Below are 19914 nucleotides of genomic sequence, written 5' to 3'. Positions count from 1 at the left end.
AGCAAGGGCGCCGAGCACGGAGCCCCTGGATTGCTTCGCTTCGCTCGCAATGACGAACTTGAAGGCCGCGTCTTCATTGACCGTTGCCCTTCGAAATTCTCAGGCCAAGCCTCTTATCGCCAAGCCTCTTATCGCCACGTCTTCTTGTAGGCCCCGACCGTGGTCGACTGACCTTCGCTGAGGCCGTTGAGTTCGTCCGCCGGAATCGGCCGGCCCTCGTCCAGCGCGGTCAGCGCATTGCGGAAGGTCTTGACCACGCGCTCGATATAGGCGCGGCCGCGTTGCCGGCCCTCGATCTTCAGCGCCGACACCTTGGCCTTGCGCAGCTCCGGCAGCATCGTGGTGGCGTCGAGGCTGGACGGATCCTCGAACAGATAGCCGCAGCCTTCATCGGTCTGGTAGCGGCCCTTGCACAAGGTCGGATAGGCCGCGGCTTCGCCCTTGGCGAATTTGTTGATGGTGAAATCGCCGAGCCGCGAGATCAGCGCGCCGTTCTCCTCGCGATACTGGATCGCGCCCGCCGGCGAGCACACCCCGTCCATGTTCGGCGACTTGCCGGTGGCGTAGGATGACAGCGAGCAGCGGCCCTCCTCCATCACGCACAGCCCGCCGAAGATGAACACTTCGGTCTCGCAATCGACCTCCTTGGTGATCGCCGCGATCTCCTGCACGCTGAGCACCCGCGGCAGCACCACGCGCTTGGCGCCGAACGCCTCGATATAGAACTTGATCGAATCCGGATTGGCGGCGGCGGCCTGCACCGAAACGTGCAGGCGCTGCTGCGGATGGATCCGCGCCACATAATCCATCACGCCGACATCGGCGACGATCAGCGCGTCGGCCTCGCAGTCGACCGCGTCATCGACCGCGCGGTGCCACAATGCGACATTGCCGGCGCGGGCGAAGGTGTTGATCGCCACCAGCACCTTGACGTTGTTTTGGTGCGCATGGGCGATCGAATCGCGCATCTCCTCGCGGTTGAAATTCAACCCGGGAAAATTGCGCGCATTGGTCTCGTCGTTGAAGCCGCAATAGACCGCGTCGGCGCCGGCGCCGACCGCGTCGTGCATCGCCGCCGGGGTGCCGGCCGGGCAAATCAATTCCATGGTCTATCCTCCGCCTCCGGCGCCCATGTCCTGGCTGAACGCCGGCGGAGCCACCATGGCGCGCAGCATCCGCTCGATCGGCGTCGCCAACGGCCCCAGCCACGCCACCGATTCGGACAGAAAATCGACCCGGGAGTCATCAATTGCGTTGCGCAGCGCCACGACCGCTTCCATGTCGCCGTCGATCTCGATGTCGCGCGAGAAAAATAGCGCGTCGCCATCATAGGAGCCGTCGGTCATTCCGATCAGCGCCCATAGCGGCCCGGCGATCCGCGCGTCGATCCGCGACGGCAAGCTGCGCACCACGGTCACTTTCGGATTCATCCGCCGCGGCTCCAGCACGAAGGCCAGCGGCAGATCGGTCGGATCGAGGCCATAGCGCTTGCCGGTGTTCGACCCCAGGCGATCGAAGATGCGCGGATGCCGGCCGCGAATCTCGCGCAGGCAAATGCCGAGCATCACCTGCAACGGCAACAGCGGAAGCACACGCGACGCCAAAGCGACCGGCATGGGCATCCTGGAGACGGTTGGATTGGACACCGACATGAGGCCACCTTTGTGGCGACCCGATTACCATTGAACCGATCGGCAGTTCTTTGCGCGGGATCAAAGACAGGGGCGGGTCGAAGTGCTGACCAGAGCTGTCCTTACGGAGACACCATGCTGAGCCGCGTCAAACCGCCTTTCCCGGATCTGCGCGCCTTCAGCGCCTATCTCGAATCCCGTGGACAATTGATTCGGATTCGCAAGCCGGTCTCGGTGGTGCACGAGCTCACCGAAATTCATCGTCGCGTGCTGGTGGCGGGCGGCCCGGCGCTGCTGATCGAGCAGCCGATCAAGGCCGATGGCCAGGTCTCCGAGATGCCGATGCTGGTCAATCTGTTCGGCACCGTCGAGCGGGTCGCCTGGGGGCTCGGCATCGAGCCGCAGAATCTGTCGGCGCTCGGCGAAGCGCTCGCCGAAATGCGCGAGCCGGCGCCGCCGCAAAGCTTGACCGATGCGCTGAGCAAATTGCCGATGGCGCGGGCGGCGCTGTCGATGCGGCCGAAGATGACCAAATCGGCGCTGGCGCAGGAGGTGGTGCTGACCGGCGACCAGATCGATCTCGGCCGGCTGCCGGTGCAGATTCCGTGGCCGGGCGAGCCGGCGCCGCTGATCACCTGGCCGCTAGTGTTCACCAAGCCGCCGCCGGGCGTGGCCGGCTCCGACAATGTCGGGGTCTACCGGATGCAGGTGCTGGGCAAGGATCGCGTCATCATGCGCTGGCTGGCGCATCGCGGCGGCGCCAAGCATCACCACCAGTGGAAGGCCCAGGATCGCGAGATGCCGGTCGCGGTGGTGATCGGCGCCGATCCGTCGATGATCCTGTCGGCGGTGCTGCCGCTGCCGGAGACGCTCTCGGAGATCAAATTCGCCGGGCTGTTGAGCGGCGAGCGACCGCATCTGATCCCCTGCGTCAGCGTGCCGCTGGCGGTGCCGGCCGACGCCGAGATCGTGCTCGAGGGCTTCGTGTCGCCGAGCGAGACCGCGCCGGAGGGCCCCTATGGCGACCACACCGGCTATTACAACGCGGTCGAGCAGTTTCCGGTGATGCGGCTCACCGCCATCACCATGCGGCGCGACCCGATCTATCTGTCGACCTTCACCGGCCGCCCGCCCGACGAGCCGTCGCGGCTCGGCGAGGCCTTCAACGACGTGTTTCTGCCGGTGGCGCGGCGGGCATTTCCCGAGATCGTCGACCTCTGGCTGCCGCCGGAAGCCTGTTCGTACCGGATCGCGGTCGCCTCGATCAAGAAGCGCTATCCCGGCCAGGCACGGCGGCTGATGATGGGGCTGTGGTCGATGCTGCCGCAATTCAGCTATACCAAGCTGTTGATTATCGTCGACGACGACGTCGACGTGCGCGACTGGGCCGATGTGATGTGGGCGGTGTCGACCCGCTCCGATCCGTCGCGCGATCTGGTCTCGATCGCCGACACTCCGATCGACTATCTCGACTTCGCCTCGCCGAAACCCAATCTCGGCGGCAAGCTCGGCATCGACGCCACCAACAAGATCGGCGCCGAGACCGCGCGGGAATGGGGCAAGGTGCTGGCGATGGATGATGCGGTGATCGCCCGGGTCGACGCGATGTGGTCGAGCCTCGGCCTTGGCAACATCTCCCCGCCGCAGCGCAGGCGCCGATCATGAGCGCAGCGCATCGCATCGTCGTCGGCATCAGCGGCGCGTCCGGCGCCGCGGTCGGGTTGCGCATCGTCGAGCTGCTCGCCGGTGCCGATTGCGAGATCCATCTGGTGGTGTCGGCCGCGGCCGAACGCACCATCGCCTATGAGGTCGGCGTCTCGGCGCTGGCGGATGCCAAACACCTGGTGCATCGCCATCACCCCATCAACGATGTGGGCGCCAGCATCGCCTCGGGCTCGTTCCGCACCGCCGGGATGATCGTGGCGCCGTGCTCGATCCGCTCGCTGTCGGCGGTCGCCACCGGCAATCTCGACAATCTGCTGGTCCGCGCCGCCGACGTGCAGCTCAAGGAGCGCCGCCGCCTGGTGCTGCTGCTGCGCGAAAGCCCGCTGCATCTGGGCCATATCCGCGCCATGGCGCAGGCCACCGAGAGCGGCGCGATCGTGGCGCCGCTGTCGCCGGCCTTCTATCTACGGCCGGCATCGTTGCAGGAGATGATCGACCATATGGCGATGCGGGCGATCGGCCTGCTCGGCATCGACGATCTGGCGATCGCCGCGCCGCAATGGAGCGACGACACCCCGCCGATCTGCCTGTAATTACGCATTTTGCAGACATTCCGGGGCGTGAGCAGCGACAGCTGCGCGCAACGGCGGAATCGCACGACAGGCACCGGCTTTGTGAAAACGCGGAGTCTCGAGACGCCAGCGCTTGCGCGGGCGGCGAGATTCCGGGTTCGCTCGCAAGTGCTCGCGCCCCGGAATGATTATCCGTTTATAACCGCGCGTTTATAACCGCGCCTTTATGACCGTCCGTTTATGACGCCAGTTTGGTGACCGTCTCCGTGATGATCATCCGTTTGATAATCAATCGTTTGATGACCGTCAGTTTAGTGACCGGACCTTTGATGACCGTCAGTTTGTGTCAACGCGGCCGACAGATGCGCGGCGGCGGCGCGACGGGGCGGCTCAGGCCGCAGCCGCCTGCGAGCCGGCGTCCTCGTGGGGTCGCCAGTCCTCGGCCAGATCGTCCCAATAATGCGCGTCGTCGAACCGCTTCCAATGCGGCGTCTCGGTGGCGCCGGCACGGCGGCCAAAGATCACGACGGCAAGCCCGATCAATCCGAGCACCACATAGATTCCTGCGATCAATGCAACAATCGTCAAGGCATCACCTCTGCTGCTTGGCGCCCGCCCTTGCGCGGCGGAGCGTGGTGGTCGACATAGTTCAGGACGCCGTCCAGGCGAACCAGCCGGAACGTCGCGGGTTGGCCGGCTTCTCCGCCACTGACGGCGCCGGCTCGGGCCGCGGCTGCCGCGGGAACACCCGGTGCCAGAGGTCGTCGAGCACGAGATAGGCAATCATCGCGGCGCTGACGCCACAGGCCATGAGCACGACCAAAGATCCAAGTGAATCCAGATACACGTCACACCTCCGCGTTGGGTTACGGCGGTAAAATAGAAAAAATACCGACGGACGACATTGCGTCGGATCAATTTTGCGGCGCTACAATCCCCCCGGCACCGGCGGTTAGCTTTGCGATAGTTAGTTGATCGTAAACGCGATCCTTGAGCATTCACACGTCGACAAAGCTGCGCTCACCCGTTTGTGATCAGGCGGATTGGCGTGAGGCAATACGTGGAACCGGGTCGCAACGCGTCAGCGCGCCGGGCGGCTCACGCCCGGAATCGCCGCGCGCTTGCGGCGCGTTGAGCTGAAAATTATCCCGCCGCCTTCATGCGATAATGGCTGACGCCCCATTCGCTGCCATCGCCGAAGCCGAACAGGCCCGAGGTGGCAAGGAAGAACCAGCGCCAGCGCCGCATCCACAACGCGGTGTCGCGGCCATAGACCGGGCGCAGAATGCCGGCGATGTCGCGGCGATGCGCGTCGAAATTGGCGAGCCAGTCCTCGGCCGTGCGCTGATAATGCGTGCCGCTCCAGCACCACTCTTTTTCGACCTCGAACAGATCGGCATATTGCCGGATCAAATGATGGCTCGGCATCACCCCGCCGGTGAAAAAATGCTGCGCGATCCAGTCCTCGGTGTCGGCGCGATCGAACAGGTAGGAGCCCGAGCGATGCGTGAAGATATGCATGAAGAAGCGGCCGTCGGGCTTCAGCCAGCCGCGCAGCCGCACCATCAGCTCGCGCCAGTTCATCATGTGCTCGAACATTTCCACCGAGACGATGCGATCGAACACGGCGCCGGGATCGAAATGATTCATGTCCTGCGTCACCACCGCCAGATTGGTCACGCCGCGCCTGGCGGCCTCGGCCTCGATATATTGCCGCTGCGACGCCGAATTCGACACCGCGACGATGCGGGCGTTGGGAAACCGCAGCGCCATCATCAGCGACAGCGAACCCCAGCCGCAGCCGAGTTCGAGGATCGACTGGCCGTCGGCCAGATCGGCGTGCTCGATGGTCTGCCGCAGCGCCTCCTCCTCGGCCTCCTGCAGCGTCGATTGCGGCTCCTTGTAGAAGCACGACGAGTATTTGCGATTGGGGCCGAGAACCTGTGCGAAGAACGCCGCCGGCACCTCATAGTGCTGGGCGTTGGCGGCGTCGGCATGTTCGGCGATGGCGCGCGCCGCCATATCCTGGGCGAAGGCCGAATCGGCTTCCGGGCTGCCGAGCGCGAGCCTGGTCGCGGTGCGCCGACACAGCCGCTGGATCGCAGCGCGGATCACGACATCGGGCAACGGCACGCGCTCGGCGGCGCCGATGATCGTTGATACCGCGCTCATGACGTGGCCCGGCTGTGCGGCGGCAGCGGAAAGAACTTGCTGGTGCGCGCCTGGTACTCCTTGTAGCGCTCGCCGCGCGATTTCAGCATCTGCTCTTCGAGCGGCGGCACCCCGGTCACATGGACCAGGATCCAGTACATGAACAATGGCGCCAGCAGCGCGGCGAAGCCCCAGAGATAGGCCAGCGGATCGGCGAGCGAGATCGCGATCACCGGATAGGCCAGCCAGCCGAACCATTCAAAGAAGTAGTTCGGATGCCGCGACCAGCGCCATAGCCCGATATTGCAGACCTTGCCCTTGTTGGCGGGATCCTGGCGGAACGATTTCAGCTGCGCGTCGGCGATGGCTTCGCCGGCAATGCCGGCGGCGAGAATCGCCACGCCGAGGAAATCCTGAACGCGCAGCGCCTCGGCGGGAAACCGCGCGGCGACGAAGATCGCGAACACCAGCGGGATCGATCCCAGCGCCTGGTTCTGCAGAAACACGAACATCTTGCGCGGCGCTTCGGCGCCCCATTCGCTGGCGAAGGCGGCGTAGCGCGGATCGTCGGTGATGCCGCGGGTTCGCGCAGCGATATGCGAACCCAGCCGCACCGCCCAGACCACCACCAGCGCCGCCACCAGCCATTGCCGGGCGTTGGGAGCTACGCCTGCCACCGGCCACAGCGCCGCGGCGGCGCCCACCAGCCCGGTCGAAAACGTCCAGATCGTGTCGACCCAACCGGAATTGCCGGTCTTCTGCTGCACCACCCAGGCCAGCGCCATCAAGGCGCACAGCGCCAGCGCGATCGCCGCCAGCGCTTCAAGATATAAAACCGTCATACTGCCCCGCCCGAATCCGGTCGGATCATCCGACCGAGCTAAACGGTTGAAGATACGTCCTGTTCCCGAACGGGTTTCGATCCAGAGCGCGAACACAGGCCATGGTAGCGGAAAACCGAGGCTAACGCCTTTCATCCGCGCCGCGCTGTGCCATATTGGCGCGCAACTTCTGTCCTCGGAACGCAAGATGAACCGCACCATGGCGCCAGGCCCCTCTCCCCGCTCCGCGATGGAGATCGAACTCACCAAATTGTCGTCGCCGCGGATCTTCCTGGTGCGGATGACGGTGTTTCTGGTGCTGTGCGCGCTGCTGGTGGTGGTGCTGTACAAGCAGATCGTGCTGGCGTTCTTCGCCAATCCCGGCCTCAACGCGCTGATCGGGGCGGTGCTGCTGATCGGCATCGTGCTGTCGTTCCGGCAGGTGGTGCGGCTCTATCCGGAAGTCGCCTGGGTCAATAATTTCCGCATCGCCGATCCGGGCCTGGCGCTGGAAACGCGGCCGACGCTGCTGGCGCCGATGGCGGCGATCCTCGGCGGCGAGCGCTCCGGCCGGATGTCGATCTCGCAGCAGACCATGCGCCATCTGCTGGATTCGATCGCCACGCGGCTCGACGAGGCCCGCGACATTTCGCGCTACATGACCGGGCTGCTGGTGTTTCTCGGCTTGCTCGGCACCTTCTGGGGCCTGATCGAGACCGTCGGTTCGGTCGGCAAGGTGATCGACGGGCTGAAAGTCGGCGGCGACGCCGGCTCGCTGTTCGATACGCTGAAGGAAGGCCTCGCCGCCCCGCTCGGCGGCATGGGGATCTCGTTCTCGTCGTCGCTGTTCGGCCTCGCCGGCTCGCTGATCCTCGGCTTTCTCGATCTGCAATCGAGCCAGGCCCAGAACCGCTTCTACACCGATCTGGAGGACTGGCTGGCCTCCACGGTGCGGGAATATGGCGGCGAGCACGCCGCCGGCGGCACCAGCGAGCTGCAAAGCGCGCTGGAGCGGCTGCGCCTGACCATCGAGAGTGGCGGCGCCAATCGCAGCGCGGTCGCCGCAATGGCCAATCTGGCCGAGGCGATCCAGGGCATGGTGGGGCATATGCGCACCGAACAGCAGATGATCCGCGAATGGGCCGACGCCCAGGGCGAACAGAACCGCGAGATCAAAGGGCTGCTGGAATGGATCGCGCGCCAGCCGGAAAAGAATTCGAACCCATGATGGAGCTGTCGAACCTGGCGCACGCCCCGCGGCTCTTGTCCCTCCCCCTTGTGGGGAGGGTGGATCGCCGCAGGCGAGCCGGGTGGGGGTGCGGCGAGCACCGCGCCTGTGGCCTCCCCCACCCGACCCGGCTTCGCGGAGCCGGTACTCGGACGGCGCAAAGCGCCGATCCGGGTGCTCATCCGGGCCACCCTCCCCACAAGGGGGAGGGAGCAGCAGCGGCGACCTCGCGCCCTATCAACAGATTCGCCAGGCGCATGGTCGCCGGCCTGACGTCGCGACAACACGAAGGTTAGAGGCATGGGCCTGGCACGCGGACGCCGCAACGATTCCGGATTCAATTACTGGCCGGGCTTTGTCGACGCGCTGTCGACGCTGGTGCTCGCCGTCGTGTTCCTGCTGTCGGTGTTTCTGGTGGTGCAGTTCTTCCTGTCGCAGGAGGTCACCGGCAAGGACAAGGCGCTGCAGGAGCTCAACGCCAAGCTGGCGCAGTTGAACGACATGCTGTCGCTTGAGAAGCTCGGCAAGCTCAGCCTCGACGACCAGCTGTCGCAATTGCGCGCCGGCCTGGCCTCGGCCGAGGCCGAGCGCGACCGCGTCAAGGGGCTGTATGACGGCCTCGCCGGCGCCGGCAATGACGCCGCCGGCCGCGCCGGCGAGCTCAACAAGGCGCTGGATTCGGAAAAGCAGCTGTCGGCCCGCGCGCTGGCGCAGGTCGAGGTGCTGAACCAGCAGATCAGCGCGCTGCGCCGGCAACTCGCCGCGCTCGAGGCGGCGCTGGAGGCATCCGAGAGTCGCGACAAGGAATCCCAGGACAAGATCGCCAATCTCGGCCAGCGGCTGAATGTGGCGCTAGCCAAGCGGGTGCAGGAATTGTCGCGCTATCGCTCGGAATTCTTCGGCCGGCTGCGCGCCATCCTGGGCGAGCGCCCCGACATTCGCATCGTCGGCGACCGCTTCGTGTTCCAGTCCGAAGTGTTCTTCGACACCGGGCAAGCGCTGCTGCTGCCCGAAGGCCGTGGCGAACTCGACAAGGTGGCGGGCGCGCTGATCGACCTCAACAAGCAGATCCCGAGCGAAATCCCCTGGGTGCTGCGGGTCGACGGCCATACCGACGTGCGGCCGATCACCGGCACGTTCAAATCGAATTGGGAACTGTCGAGCGCGCGAGCGATTTCGGTAGTTCAGTACCTGATCTCAATTGGCGTGCCGGCGCAGCGGCTGGTCGCCGCCGGCTTCGCCGAATTCCAACCTCTGGATACCGCGGCAACCGAAGAGGCCTACAAACGAAACCGCCGGATCGAATTGAAGCTGACCGAAAGGTAGTAATCGAACCTCGTAGCTCTACGAGGTTCGGGGTTTTAGCAGCCGCCGGGCTTGACCTGCGAATCCTGCCAAGTAGACAGGCAGCAGGATGGACGCCCGAAATGAATTGCGGGCCTGACGGTGCGCCCGATGAATGCCCCCTTTCGACTACGCGCCTATCGCGCCGACGACGAGCCTGCGGCGGTCGCGCTGTGGCAGCGCACCTGGCAGCTCACTTATCCCGATATCGACTTCACCGCCCGTCTGGAATGGTGGCGCAAACGCTGGCACGGCGAGCTGGTGCCGAATGCCGTCATCATTGTCGCCGAGCGCAACGGCGCCTTGATCGGCTTCGTCACCATCGATGCCGAGGGCTATCTCGACCAGATCGTGGTCGCGCCGGAACATTGGGGAATCGGCATCGCCGACGCGCTGGTGGCCGAGGCCAAGCGCCTGTCGCCGGACCGGGTTACCCTCAAGGTCAATGCCGACAATGCCCGCGCGATCCGCTTCTACAAGCGGCAGGGATTTGTCGAGACCGGCGACGAGGTGAATTCCTCGGGGCGCGCGGTGCTGAATATGGAATGGCAGGCGTAGGAACTGGGCCGGTCCAGCAGCCGCGAAATGATCACCGTGTCCCGGGCGCGATGCGGCACGCCGTGCCGCTTCGCAGAACCGGGACCCCGCTTCAACTGCGCAACTAACCGGGGCCCCGGCTCTGCAGCGCACCACGCCGCCATGGCGGCGCGCTGCACTGCGTCCGGGGCACGCAGGTGATTTACGCCGCCTCGAATTGCAGCTTGGCCAGCCGGGCGTAGAGGCCGCCCTTGGCGACCAGCTGGGCGTGGGTGCCCTGCTCGACGATCTTGCCCTGCTCCATCACCACGATGCGGTCGCAGGACAGCACGGTGGCGAGCCGGTGCGCGATCACCAGCGTGGTGCGGTGGCGCATCAGTTCCTGCAGCGCGGTCTGCACCAGCACCTCGCTTTCGGCATCGAGCGACGACGTCGCCTCATCGAGCAGCAGCAGCGGCGCATCGCGCAGGATCGCGCGGGCGATCGCGATGCGCTGGCGCTGGCCACCGGACAGCGTCACGCCGCGTTCGCCGAGCTGCGACTCGAAGCCCTGCGGCAGCCGTTTGATGAATTCGGTGGCATGGGCCTGCGCCGCGGCGCGCTCGACATCGGCGTCGGCGGCGTCCTCGCGGCCGAACCGGATATTGTCGCGGGCGGTAGCGGCGAACACCACCGAATCCTGCGGCACCAGCGCGATCCGTTCGCGGACCTCGCGCGGATCGGCAGCGCTGATCGGCACGCCGTCCAGCGAGATCGTGCCGCTGGTCGGATCGTAGAACCGCAGCAGCAGGTGAAACAGCGTGCTCTTGCCGGCGCCGGAGGGGCCGACGATCGCCACCTTCTCGCCGGCGCGCACCGTCAATGAGACATGATCGAGCACCAGCGCATCGAGCCGTGTCGGATAGGCGAAGCAGACATTGTCGAGCACCACGTCGCCGCGCGCCGGCTCCGGCAGGGCGCGGGGCGCCGCCGGCGGCGCGATCGCCGGCTTGATCCGCAGGATCTCGAACAATCGTTCGGCCGCGCCGGACGCCGCCGACACCTCGCTCCAGACTTCGCTGAGCTGGCCGAGGCTGGAGGCCGCGAACACCGCGTAAAGCACGAACTGGCCGAGCCGGCCCGGGGTGATGTGGCCGCTGACAACGTCGTGCGAACCAATCCAGAGGATGATCACCACGCTGGAAAACACGATGAAAATGATGATCGCGGTGAGCAAGGCGCGGGCCTTGGTCGAGCTGCGCGCGGCGTCATAGGCCTGCTCGACCTCGCCGCCGAACCGGGCCTTGGCCAGGCTCTCATTGGTGTAGGCCTGAACCACGCGGATCGCGCCGATCAGTTCGGCCGCATAGGCCGAGGCGTTGGCCAGCGTATCCTGGGCGTTGCGCGACAGCCGCCGCACCCAGCGCCCGAACGCCACCAGCGGAATCACGATCAACGGAATCGCCGCCAGCACGAAGCCGCTCAAGCGCGGGCTCGAGATCACCATCATGGCGATCGCGCCGACGAACATCATCGCGTTGCGCAGCGCGATCGACACCGAGGAGCCGACCGCGGATTTGATCTGGGTGGTGTCGGCGGTCAGCCGCGAGATCAGCTCGCCGCTGCGCGCGGAATCGAAGAAGCTCGGCGACAGCGCGGTCAGATGCGCGAACACGTCGCGGCGCAGATCGGCGACAATACGCTCGCCGATCGTCATCACCAGATAATAGCGCGCCGCGCTGGCCAGCGCGAGCACCGCCACGATCGCCACCATGACGCTGAAATAGCTGTTGATCAGCGCGACGCCTTCGGGGCTGAAGCCGAAATCGATCAGCCGCCGCACCGCGATCGGCACCAGCAGCGTGGTCAGCGCCGCGATGATCAGCGCCACCAGCGCCAGCAAGGCGCGGACGCGATAGCGCGCCACATAGGGCGCCAGCGCCAACAGCGGCCGCAGCCGGCCGCGCCGCTCGGCGTCGTGCTGGGCTGGGGCATCGGCCACCAGCGGACCCAGCCGCGCTCCGACATTCTCTGTGGCTGCAATCGCCTCGAGCGACAGCGCGATCGCCGCCGCCGGGGTTTCGGTCTCGCGTTGTTTGGCCGGCTTCATCAGATTTCCCGCACTTCACATGAGAACGCTTCCAGGAGGCCTCAATTAGGCCCCTCGGCCGCCGCTGGCAAATCGGCGGGATGCTTGTCTTAAGCACGTTCCTGCGATATAGAACCGCGCAAATCCGCCCTCTCCAACGTCGCTATGCAGGCGCCGACGCGCCGAAGGATCTCCCATGAAAGCCGAAATTCACCCAGATTATCATAGCATTACGGTGGTCATGACGGACGGCACCGAGTACCTCACGCGCTCCACCTGGGGCAAGGAGGGCGACAAGCTGAACCTCGACATCGACTGCAAGACCCATCCGGCCTGGACCGGCGGCACCCAGCAAATGCTGGATCGCGGCGGCCGCGTGTCGCGCTTCCAGAAGAAGTTTTCGGGCTTCCTCAAAAAAGATTGATCGCCGGTCAGGATTTTCCTGTCCGAGACGCAACGCCCCGGTCCAAGCCGGGGCGTTTTGCGTTGCGGCGCCGCCCGTCGGCGCCCGCTACCTTGAATTCGCCTCCGTTGTCCTCGACGCTCGGTTCCACCCATCGAGATCGCGCAGGGGGCGCCCCGGGTCATGCCGACCAAGACGAACCGCCCGCGGAAAATCCCGCGGCAGGCACGCTCACGCGCCACCGTCGAAGTCATCCTCGACGCCACCGCGCTTCTGCTGGTCGACGAGGGCTTTGAACAGACCACCACCAACCGTATTGCCGAACGCGCTGGCGTCAGCATCGGCTCGCTCTACCAGTATTTTCCGAATCGCGAAGCGGTGGTGGGGGCGGTCGCGCAACGCGTCGAGGCCGGCATCTCCGAGCCGCTGTGGCTGGGCCTGTCGCAAAAGCACGAAAGCGACCTGCGCAGCGAGATCACGTTGGGGCTACGCAAATCGATCAACCGTCACGCCAGCGTGCTGCCGCTGCTCCAGATCCTGCTCCAACTAGAACTCGCTGCCGACGGAGTCGGCCCCGACCCACCGCAAGCGGCAGATCATCCTCAGCAACTGTCTCAACGCCCACGGCGACGAACTCCGGAAGGATTTCGACGTCGAGGCCGGCAGCTTCGTCATTCCCAATATGATTGGTCCGGTCATCGACGCCGCCATCATGTTGCGGCCGGCGACGCTCACCAATGGCGAGCTGGAGCGCGAACTCAGTTCGATGCTGTCATATTATCTGATCGGCGGGCGCTGAACGCGCCCGCCGCAGGCTGCTATCGCACCCCGACGTCGAACGAATAGGCCAGGCCGAGGCCATAGGTGATCTGGTTGCTCGAACCGCGCATCGTCACCAGCGGGCTGTCGGCGGCGCTGCCGAGCAATTTGTCATATTCGACATAGCCACGAACCTCCCACTGCGGATCGAGCTTGTAGCGCAGCTGCGCGCCGGCGCCGACCGAATGCGAGCCGCCCTTCGCATCGAAGGCCGGCAGCCCCGACGCCAATGCCTCGATCGCGCTGACGCTGAAATAGGTCGAGGCGTATTTCGCGTCGGTCAGCGTGTAGCGCGGCCCCACCGAGAAGGTCATGCGCTCGTTGAGCGGCACGATCACATCGGCCGAGAAATCCGCGACGATGCCTTTATGTCCGCCAAAACCGCGCCGCACTTCGGAGCGCACCCGCAGCCAGTCGAATGCGTAATATTCGGCGAAGCCGCCAATCTCGATGGCGAATTTGATGTCGTTCAGCCCGCGCAATTCGTCGTGATCGCCGGCCTTGCGAGCGCTCCTGTAGGCGCCCACCGGGCCGGCGCGGAAACGGCCGTAGTCGATCAGCGCGAAGCTCGCATTGTCGCGCAAGCTCTTGAAGCGCTCAGCGGTTCCGGCGCGGCGCACCGAGATGATCGGCTTCGGGCTCAACATCGAATGGTCGGCGCCGACATAGGATGGCTTCATTGCGCCGCCGACACCGATGGTCACGGTCCAATCGCCCGAGGCTGACGGCACCAGCGGCACCGAGGGCAGCGTCACGACCGGATCGGCGGCGAAGGCCGCCGCCGGACAGATCAGCAAACCAATGGCCGAGAACAGTAGACGGGACGTGGACATTCCATTCCTTGCGTCGATCGAGGGCGGGATGCTCGGCATGACGCTGGAGCGCGCCGCACCGCTGCCGCAGGGCCGGAACCCAGCCAGGCGACCATACGGGCGGCAGCGGTAGATCGAAACTCGCGTTCAGCGGCAGCAACCACACGCGCCAGCGCGGCCGTCGATGCCTGCACGGCAAGGGTTTTTGGCAATCGGCAGCGAATTGCCGGGCGACGCACTCGCATTTCGCCAGGCGTCGGCGGTGCGGCGGGCCGCGGCGTCAGACCGCGCCCATCCATTCGGATCGGATGACGTCGATGCGATAGGGTCGCGGAGCTGGCGCTCCGGCGCCGCGGCGGCACAGCGCGACGGCGCGGAGCACAGGGTGCCGCGGATTCACAATGGTGGATTTACGTCGGCAAAGGTCGAAAGATCGCAAGAGGGCGGGCGCGCGGCGGCGCCGGCGCCGCCCGCCTCAGCGCTCGAACGCCGCCTTCAGCATATTGAGCTGCGGCACCAGCGGATTGCCGATCTGGGCGCGATCGCCGGGCGAGGCGTGCATGGTGCCGTCGAGGCGGCGCACCTTGGCCTGCAGGTTCATCGAGCGGGCGATCAGTTCCTGCAGCTGCTCGGGCAGCCGTTGCAGCATCTCGTCGGTGCCGGGCTCGGCGGCCGAGAGCTTGACCTTGGTCTTCTCCCGGTTGGCCTGCGACAGCGTCATCTCGCCTTCCTTGACGGCGCGGTGCAGCAGCAGCCAGGACGCCAGCTGCATCAACCGCGTGGTCAGACGCATGCTTTCAGTGGCGTAGGTCAGGCTGACGGCGCGGTCCAGCGCCTTGGCCTCGGTGCGGCCGACGCCATCGAGATAGGCCGCGGTTTCCTCGACCAGATCCATGCCTTCGCGGAACAAGACGCCGAAAGCGGCGGAATTCGTCAGTCGCTCGCTGAACTGAACGAGCGCGGCTTCGCTATGCGAATAGTCCGACATGGTTAACGCCTCACGCAATTTGTTACACGCCGGCTTCGATCGGCACCGGCTTGATATGATGAACAAATCATTACGCTGTCGCGGCCGCGAGTCCAGCTGCGACATCGGCAAACGGTTAACATGATTGCCAAGGCGTTGACGGAACCCAACACAAAAAAGAGCCGCCGTTTCCGGCGGCTTTGAAGTTGGTAACAGGGAGGCGTCAAAACAGAGTGGACAGGAGCCACTCGGTCCAAAAGATGGACAATGAAGTAATACATCGGAAGGCTTAATGTTACGTAAACGAGCGGATTTGTTGACCTTTGGTTTGCAATTGTGACAGCGTCGCCAAAACGGAACCGGGGCCGTCGCGATCACCAGATCGCCCGCCCATTGGGGCTCGCCACTCACCAATTCGCGCGCGGTCGTCAGGTCGCGGGCTGCTTTCGCTAACCGCTCAGCTCTTGAAAAACCGGTCGGCGGCATCGCGCGTCGCCCGCTTCATGGTCTGCGCCGATTGCAGCCGCGCGATCTCGGCCGCCAGCAGCACGATGCGCTCGCCGATTTCCTCGACGGACAGCAGCGACAGATCCTGCCCGATCTCGTGACTGATCTTCTTCTTGGGTTTGTCGTCGTCGTCGCTCGCCATTTGCCCTGTCCTGCACACGTCACGCGAACCGGTGCCCGCTTCGCTCGAAAACGCTCTGTCGATCCGGCGCGGTTGCCAGCCGCGCCGCGGCTGTCTAATCAGGGGATCATCACGCCCCCTGCCAAGGACAAATCATGGAACAGCTGCCCGCGCAAATGACCGTTATCGGCATCAGCAAGCCCGGCGGCCCCGAAGTGCTATTGCCCGAGACCCGTGCGGTACCGACGCCCGGCGCAAACGAAATCGTGATCAAGGTGGCGGCCGCCGGCGTCAACCGTCCCGACGTCGCGCAGCGCTCCGGCAGCTATCCGCCGCCGCCCGGCGCCAGCGACCTGCCCGGCCTCGAAGTCGCCGGCGAAGTGGTTGCGCTCGGCGACGGCGCCAGCAAGCACAAGCTCGGCGACAAGGTGATGTCGCTGGTCGCCGGCGGCGGTTACGCGCAATATTGTCTCGCCCCGGACGCCCAGGCGATGGCGGTGCCCGCCGCGTTTTCGATGATCGAGGCCGGCGCCACCCCGGAAACCCTGATGACGGTGTGGCACAATGTGTTCGAGCGCGGCGCGCTGCAGCCCGGCGAAACCCTGCTGATCCATGGCGGTTCCTCCGGCATCGGCACGATGGCGATCCAGCTCGCCACCGCGCTCGGCTCCAAGGTGATCGTCACCGTCGGTTCACAGGACAAGGCCGAGGCCTGCCTCAAGCTCGGCGCAATCCGGGCCATCAATTATAAGACCGAGGATTTCGTTGCCGTCGTCAAGGACATCACCGGCGGCAAGGGCGTCGAACTGATCCTCGACATGGTCGGCGGCGACTATGTCGAGCGCAATTACGACGCCGCCGCGATCGACGGGCGGATCGTGCAGATCGCCTTCCTCAACGGCCCCAAGGCGACGGTGAACTTTGCCAAGCTGATGATGAAGCGGCTGCACCACACCGGCTCGACGCTGCGCCCGCGCAGCAATGCCGACAAGGCCGCGATGGTGGCGGCGATCGAGGCCAAGGTGATGCCGCTGTTGCAGGACGGCCGGATCAAACCGCTGATCGACAGCACATTCGCCCTGCAACAGGCCGCCGACGCCCACCGGCGGATGGAAACCAGCCAACATATTGGCAAAATTGTGTTGACGGTTTGATCCTGGGTCGACGATTGGCTCGCCGGTAAAGCCTTTGTTTTCTCTCGCATTCATGTCATTTATCGCGCGGCGGATGCGCATCTCAGCGTGCGCTCGCCGCGTAACCGCGGAGAACCGACATTGCGTCTGATCAGGTACCTTGCGCCGCTGGCGTTGGGTCTCATGATGATTGCGGCCTCGCCGAAGGCGCATGCGGTCGACGCGGTCAGCGTCCGCAGCGACGTGCCTGCGATCGATCTCACCGCCATCCTCGACCATCAACACAGCGACACTGACCGGATCCAGATCTCGACCGCGCCCGGCACCGACGGCATCGTCCGTCGCGTCGAGGTGCGCGCCCGCGAGGGCGGCCAGAACTGGGTGGTGTTCGCGCTCGCCAACAACACTGACGACCAGCTCGACCGCCTGATCGTGGCGCCGCATTACCGCATCGTCTCGTCGGGATTGTTGTGGCCCGATCTCGGCCTGTCGCGGATCGCCACCATCACGCCCTCGACCGGCGACCGCCCGGAACGCCAGGATTCGCCCACCGCCGACATCTTCCGGATCACGCTGGATCCCGGCGCGGTGATCACCTTCGTCGCCGAATTGCGCACCGACAAGCTGCCGCAGCTCTATCTGTGGGAGCCCGAGGCCTACAAGGACAAGGTCAACTCCTTCACCCTGTATCAGGGCATCGTGATCGGCATTTCCGGCCTGCTGGCGCTGGTGCTGACGATCCTGTTCGTGGTCAAGGGCAGCATTATGTTCCCGGCCGCAGCAGCGCTGGCCTGGGCGGTGCTGGTCTATATCGGCATCGATTTCGGCTTCTGGGGCAAGGTGCTCGACATGTCGGCGGGCGCCGAGCGGGTGTGGCGCGCCTCGGGCGAAGCGATCCTGGCCGCGACCCTGCTGGTGTTCCTGTTCGCCTATCTCAATCTCAGCCGCTGGCATGTGCGCTATTCGCAGCTGACGCTGGGCTGGCTGGCCTTTCTCGGCTCGCTGGTGGCGCTGGCGCTGTTCGATCCCGCGGTGGCCTCCGGCATCGCCCGGATCTCGCTGGTGCTGATCGCCTTCGCCGGCTTCGCGCTGATCCTGTATCTGTCGACCCATGGCTTCGACCGCGCCGTGCTGCTGATCCCGACCTGGTTCCTGCTGGTGGTCTGGGTGATCGCCTCCGGCATGGCGGTGGGCGGCTATGTCACCAACGACATTGTCGGCCCGGCGCTGCTCGGCGGCTTGGTGCTGATCGTGATGCTGATCGGCTTCACGGTGATGCAGCACGCCTTTGCTGGCAGCGGCGCCACCAATGGCGTGGTGTCGGACGTCGAGCGCCGCGCGCTGGCGCTGGTCGGATCAGGCGATCTGATCTGGGACTGGGACGTCTCCGCCGACAAGGTATTCACCAGCCCGGAGACCGAGGCCCTGCTCGGGCTGAAGCGCGGCACGCTGGAAGGCTCCGCGGCGAGCTGGCTCGAAGTGCTGCACCCGCTCGACCAGGACCGGTTTCGCGCCGCGCTCGACAGCGTGCTCGACCAGCGCCGCGGCCGGCTGACCCAGGATTTCCGGCTGCGCACCCCGGACGGCCATTTCATGTGGTTCGCCCTGAAGGCGCGCCCAGTGGTCGGCTCCGACGGCGAGGTGACGCGAGTGGTCGGCACCCTGACCGATGTCACCGAGCAGAAAAACGCCGAAGAGCGGATGCTGCACGATTCGGTGCACGACAATCTGACCGGCCTGCCCAACCGCCGGCTGTTCATCGACCGGCTCGGCGCCGTCGCCAATTTCGCCAAGACCATGCCGAGCCTGCGGCCGACCCTGATGGTGATCGACCTCGACCGCTTCAAGCAGGTCAATGATTCCGTCGGCATCGCGGTCGGCGATTCGATCCTGCTGACGCTGGCGCGGCGGCTGACCCGGATCCTGAAGCCGCAGGACACTCTGGCGCGGATCGCCGGCGACCAGTTCGGCCTGATCCTGATGTCCGAACAGGACCCGGCGCGGATCACCGCCTTCGCCGAAACCATCCGCAAGACCATCCGCGCCCCGATCGCCTTCAACGATCGCGAGATCTTCCTGACCGCCTCGATCGGTCTGGCGCTCAGCGATCCGCAGACCCAGCTCACCGACGAGATCATCAAGGACGCCGAGCTGGCGATGTATCATTCCAAGCGGATCGGCGGCGACCGCATCGACGTCTACAAGCCGGCGATGCGGGCGCGCAAATCCGACCGGCTGACGCTGGAATCCGAACTGCGCCGCGCCATCGAGCGGCAGGAAATCACCATTCTGTATCAGCCGATCGTGCGGCTGGAAGATCGCTCGATCGCCGGCTTCGAAGCGCTGGCGCGCTGGGATCATCCCAAGCTCGGCCGGATGTCGCCGGTGGAATTCATCTCGATCGCCGAAGAGATCGGCCTGATCGTCGAACTCGGCCTGTTCGTGATGGACCAGACCGCCAAGCAGCTGGCGATCTGGCAGCGCGCGATGCGCTCGCGGGTGCCGATCTTCGCCAGCGTCAACATCTCGTCGCGGCAATTGCTGCGGCACGATCTGATCCACGACGTCCGCACCGTGCTGGCGCGCTCGGCAATCGCGCGCGGCTCGCTGAAGCTGGAGCTGACGGAATCGCTGGTGATGGAAAATCCCGAACACGCCGCCCAGATGCTGACCCGGATCCGCGAACTCGGCACCGGGCTGTCGCTGGACGATTTCGGTACCGGCCATTCGTCGCTGGCCTATCTGCAGCGCTTCCCGTTCGACACCATCAAGATCGACCAGTCCTTCGTGCGCACCTCCAGCCGCGGCACCCGCCCGGTGATCCTGAAATCGATCATCGCGATGGCGCATGATCTCGGCATGGACGTCGTCGCCGAGGGCGCGGAGACGGATTCCGACGCGGTGGAATTGTATCAGCTCGGCTGCGAATACGCCCAGGGCTTCGCCTTCGGCGAGCCGATGGACGCCGAAGCCGCGATGCGGCTGCTGAACGAGGAACGGCTGGAAGCGGCGGGCTGAGCCGCCGGCCGCAGATAGAGCGCGCTTCGTAGCCACGCCCCTAACCGTCATCCTCCGCGCAAGATATAGCGATGCGCGTAGCCACGCCCCCAGCCGTCATCCTCCGCGCAAGCGGAG

General features: G+C 65.5%; 19 protein-coding genes. 9 read left to right on the top strand and 10 right to left on the bottom strand.

What is annotated here, in order from left to right; genetic code table 11:
• Window positions 1-128: 128 nt before the first annotated feature.
• Complete coding sequence (locus RBJ75_RS24095) at window positions 129-1106, bottom strand: peptidase U32 family protein (RefSeq protein WP_044403812.1); 978 nt, start codon at window positions 1104-1106, stop codon at window positions 129-131.
• Between the two features lie 3 nt (window positions 1107-1109).
• Window positions 1110-1652 (bottom strand): SCP2 domain-containing protein, encoded by a 543-nt coding sequence (locus RBJ75_RS24090; RefSeq protein WP_044403809.1) that lies wholly within the window; start codon window positions 1650-1652, stop codon window positions 1110-1112.
• Window positions 1653-1766: 114 nt separating this feature from the next.
• Here RBJ75_RS24090 and RBJ75_RS24085 point away from each other — a divergent pair, with 114 nt between their 5' ends.
• Together RBJ75_RS24085 and RBJ75_RS24080 are read left to right on the top strand one after the other, a co-directional pair.
• Entirely contained in the window at window positions 1767-3296 is a 1530-nt protein-coding gene (locus tag RBJ75_RS24085) for a UbiD family decarboxylase (RefSeq protein ID WP_044403807.1), read from the top strand.
• Window positions 3293-3889, top strand: a complete 597-nt coding sequence (locus tag RBJ75_RS24080) for a UbiX family flavin prenyltransferase (RefSeq protein WP_044403804.1) — start codon at window positions 3293-3295, stop codon at window positions 3887-3889. Before RBJ75_RS24085 ends, RBJ75_RS24080 begins: the two co-directional genes overlap by 4 nt.
• Window positions 3890-4258: 369 nt before the next feature.
• Here the strand turns inward: RBJ75_RS24080 and RBJ75_RS24075 are convergent, their stop codons facing one another.
• The 4 genes from RBJ75_RS24075 to RBJ75_RS24060 form a co-directional block, all read right to left on the bottom strand.
• Window positions 4259-4456: a hypothetical protein gene (locus tag RBJ75_RS24075; RefSeq protein WP_044403802.1), complete on the bottom strand. Its 198-nt coding sequence runs from the start codon at window positions 4454-4456 to the stop codon at window positions 4259-4261.
• A 61-nt stretch (window positions 4457-4517) separates the two neighbouring features.
• Complete coding sequence (locus tag RBJ75_RS24070) at window positions 4518-4685, bottom strand: hypothetical protein (RefSeq protein ID WP_234707274.1); 168 nt, start codon at window positions 4683-4685, stop codon at window positions 4518-4520.
• Window positions 4686-5011: 326 nt separating this feature from the next.
• The gene (locus tag RBJ75_RS24065) at window positions 5012-6040 is read right to left on the bottom strand and encodes an SAM-dependent methyltransferase (protein WP_044403796.1); all 1029 of its coding nucleotides are present in this window, start codon (window positions 6038-6040) and stop codon (window positions 5012-5014) included.
• Window positions 6037-6861 carry a DUF1295 domain-containing protein gene (locus tag RBJ75_RS24060; RefSeq protein WP_044403793.1) on the bottom strand — a complete coding sequence of 275 codons (825 nt, stop codon included), beginning with the start codon at window positions 6859-6861 and terminating at the stop codon, window positions 6037-6039. Before RBJ75_RS24060 ends, RBJ75_RS24065 begins: the two co-directional genes overlap by 4 nt.
• Before the next feature lie 199 nt (window positions 6862-7060).
• Between RBJ75_RS24060 and RBJ75_RS24055 the strand changes: the two genes are divergently transcribed.
• From RBJ75_RS24055 to RBJ75_RS24045, 3 genes are all read left to right on the top strand, one after another.
• Complete coding sequence (locus RBJ75_RS24055) at window positions 7061-8068, top strand: hypothetical protein (protein WP_044403818.1); 1008 nt, start codon at window positions 7061-7063, stop codon at window positions 8066-8068.
• A 300-nt stretch (window positions 8069-8368) separates the two neighbouring features.
• A complete protein-coding gene (locus RBJ75_RS24050) occupies window positions 8369-9394 on the top strand; it encodes a peptidoglycan -binding protein (RefSeq protein WP_044409396.1) in 1026 nt (341 codons plus the stop codon).
• A 129-nt stretch (window positions 9395-9523) separates the two neighbouring features.
• The gene (locus tag RBJ75_RS24045) at window positions 9524-9970 is read left to right on the top strand and encodes a GNAT family N-acetyltransferase (protein ID WP_044409399.1); all 447 of its coding nucleotides are present in this window, start codon (window positions 9524-9526) and stop codon (window positions 9968-9970) included.
• Window positions 9971-10151: 181 nt separating this feature from the next.
• Here the strand turns inward: RBJ75_RS24045 and RBJ75_RS24040 are convergent, their stop codons facing one another.
• Entirely contained in the window at window positions 10152-12038 is a 1887-nt protein-coding gene (locus tag RBJ75_RS24040; RefSeq protein WP_044409402.1) for an ABC transporter transmembrane domain-containing protein, read from the bottom strand.
• 175 nt (window positions 12039-12213) lie between these two features.
• Between RBJ75_RS24040 and rpmE the strand changes: the two genes are divergently transcribed.
• Together rpmE and RBJ75_RS24030 are read left to right on the top strand one after the other, a co-directional pair.
• Window positions 12214-12441, top strand: a complete 228-nt coding sequence (gene rpmE / locus RBJ75_RS24035) for a 50S ribosomal protein L31 (RefSeq protein WP_044409405.1) — start codon at window positions 12214-12216, stop codon at window positions 12439-12441.
• Between the two features lie 162 nt (window positions 12442-12603).
• Window positions 12604-13266: a helix-turn-helix domain-containing protein gene (locus RBJ75_RS24030; protein WP_317528547.1), complete on the top strand. Its 663-nt coding sequence runs from the start codon at window positions 12604-12606 to the stop codon at window positions 13264-13266.
• On the opposite strand, the gene RBJ75_RS24025 is transcribed toward RBJ75_RS24030, so the two are convergent.
• The 3 genes from RBJ75_RS24025 to RBJ75_RS24015 form a co-directional block, all read right to left on the bottom strand.
• Window positions 13239-14072 carry a MipA/OmpV family protein gene (locus RBJ75_RS24025; protein ID WP_052629061.1) on the bottom strand — a complete coding sequence of 278 codons (834 nt, stop codon included), beginning with the start codon at window positions 14070-14072 and terminating at the stop codon, window positions 13239-13241. The two genes, RBJ75_RS24030 and RBJ75_RS24025, sit on opposite strands and share 28 nt — an antisense overlap.
• A 454-nt stretch (window positions 14073-14526) precedes the next feature.
• Entirely contained in the window at window positions 14527-15039 is a 513-nt protein-coding gene (locus RBJ75_RS24020) for a DUF1465 family protein (RefSeq protein ID WP_044417799.1), read from the bottom strand.
• 436 nt (window positions 15040-15475) lie between these two features.
• Window positions 15476-15667: a DUF1192 domain-containing protein gene (locus RBJ75_RS24015; protein ID WP_044417801.1), complete on the bottom strand. Its 192-nt coding sequence runs from the start codon at window positions 15665-15667 to the stop codon at window positions 15476-15478.
• A 134-nt stretch (window positions 15668-15801) separates the two neighbouring features.
• Here RBJ75_RS24015 and RBJ75_RS24010 point away from each other — a divergent pair, with 134 nt between their 5' ends.
• Together RBJ75_RS24010 and RBJ75_RS24005 are read left to right on the top strand one after the other, a co-directional pair.
• Window positions 15802-16800, top strand: a complete 999-nt coding sequence (locus RBJ75_RS24010) for an NAD(P)H-quinone oxidoreductase (RefSeq protein ID WP_044417803.1) — start codon at window positions 15802-15804, stop codon at window positions 16798-16800.
• 120 nt (window positions 16801-16920) lie between these two features.
• Window positions 16921-19797, top strand: a complete 2877-nt coding sequence (locus tag RBJ75_RS24005; RefSeq protein WP_276156378.1) for an EAL domain-containing protein — start codon at window positions 16921-16923, stop codon at window positions 19795-19797.
• Window positions 19798-19914 lie beyond the last annotated feature (117 nt).

The sequence above is a fragment of the Rhodopseudomonas sp. BAL398 genome (assembly GCF_033001325.1).
In the GTDB taxonomy this organism is placed as follows: domain Bacteria; phylum Pseudomonadota; class Alphaproteobacteria; order Rhizobiales; family Xanthobacteraceae; genus JARJEH01.
The sequence above is the reverse complement of the archived record's forward strand: the minus strand, read 5'-3'. Positions and strand labels throughout refer to the sequence as shown.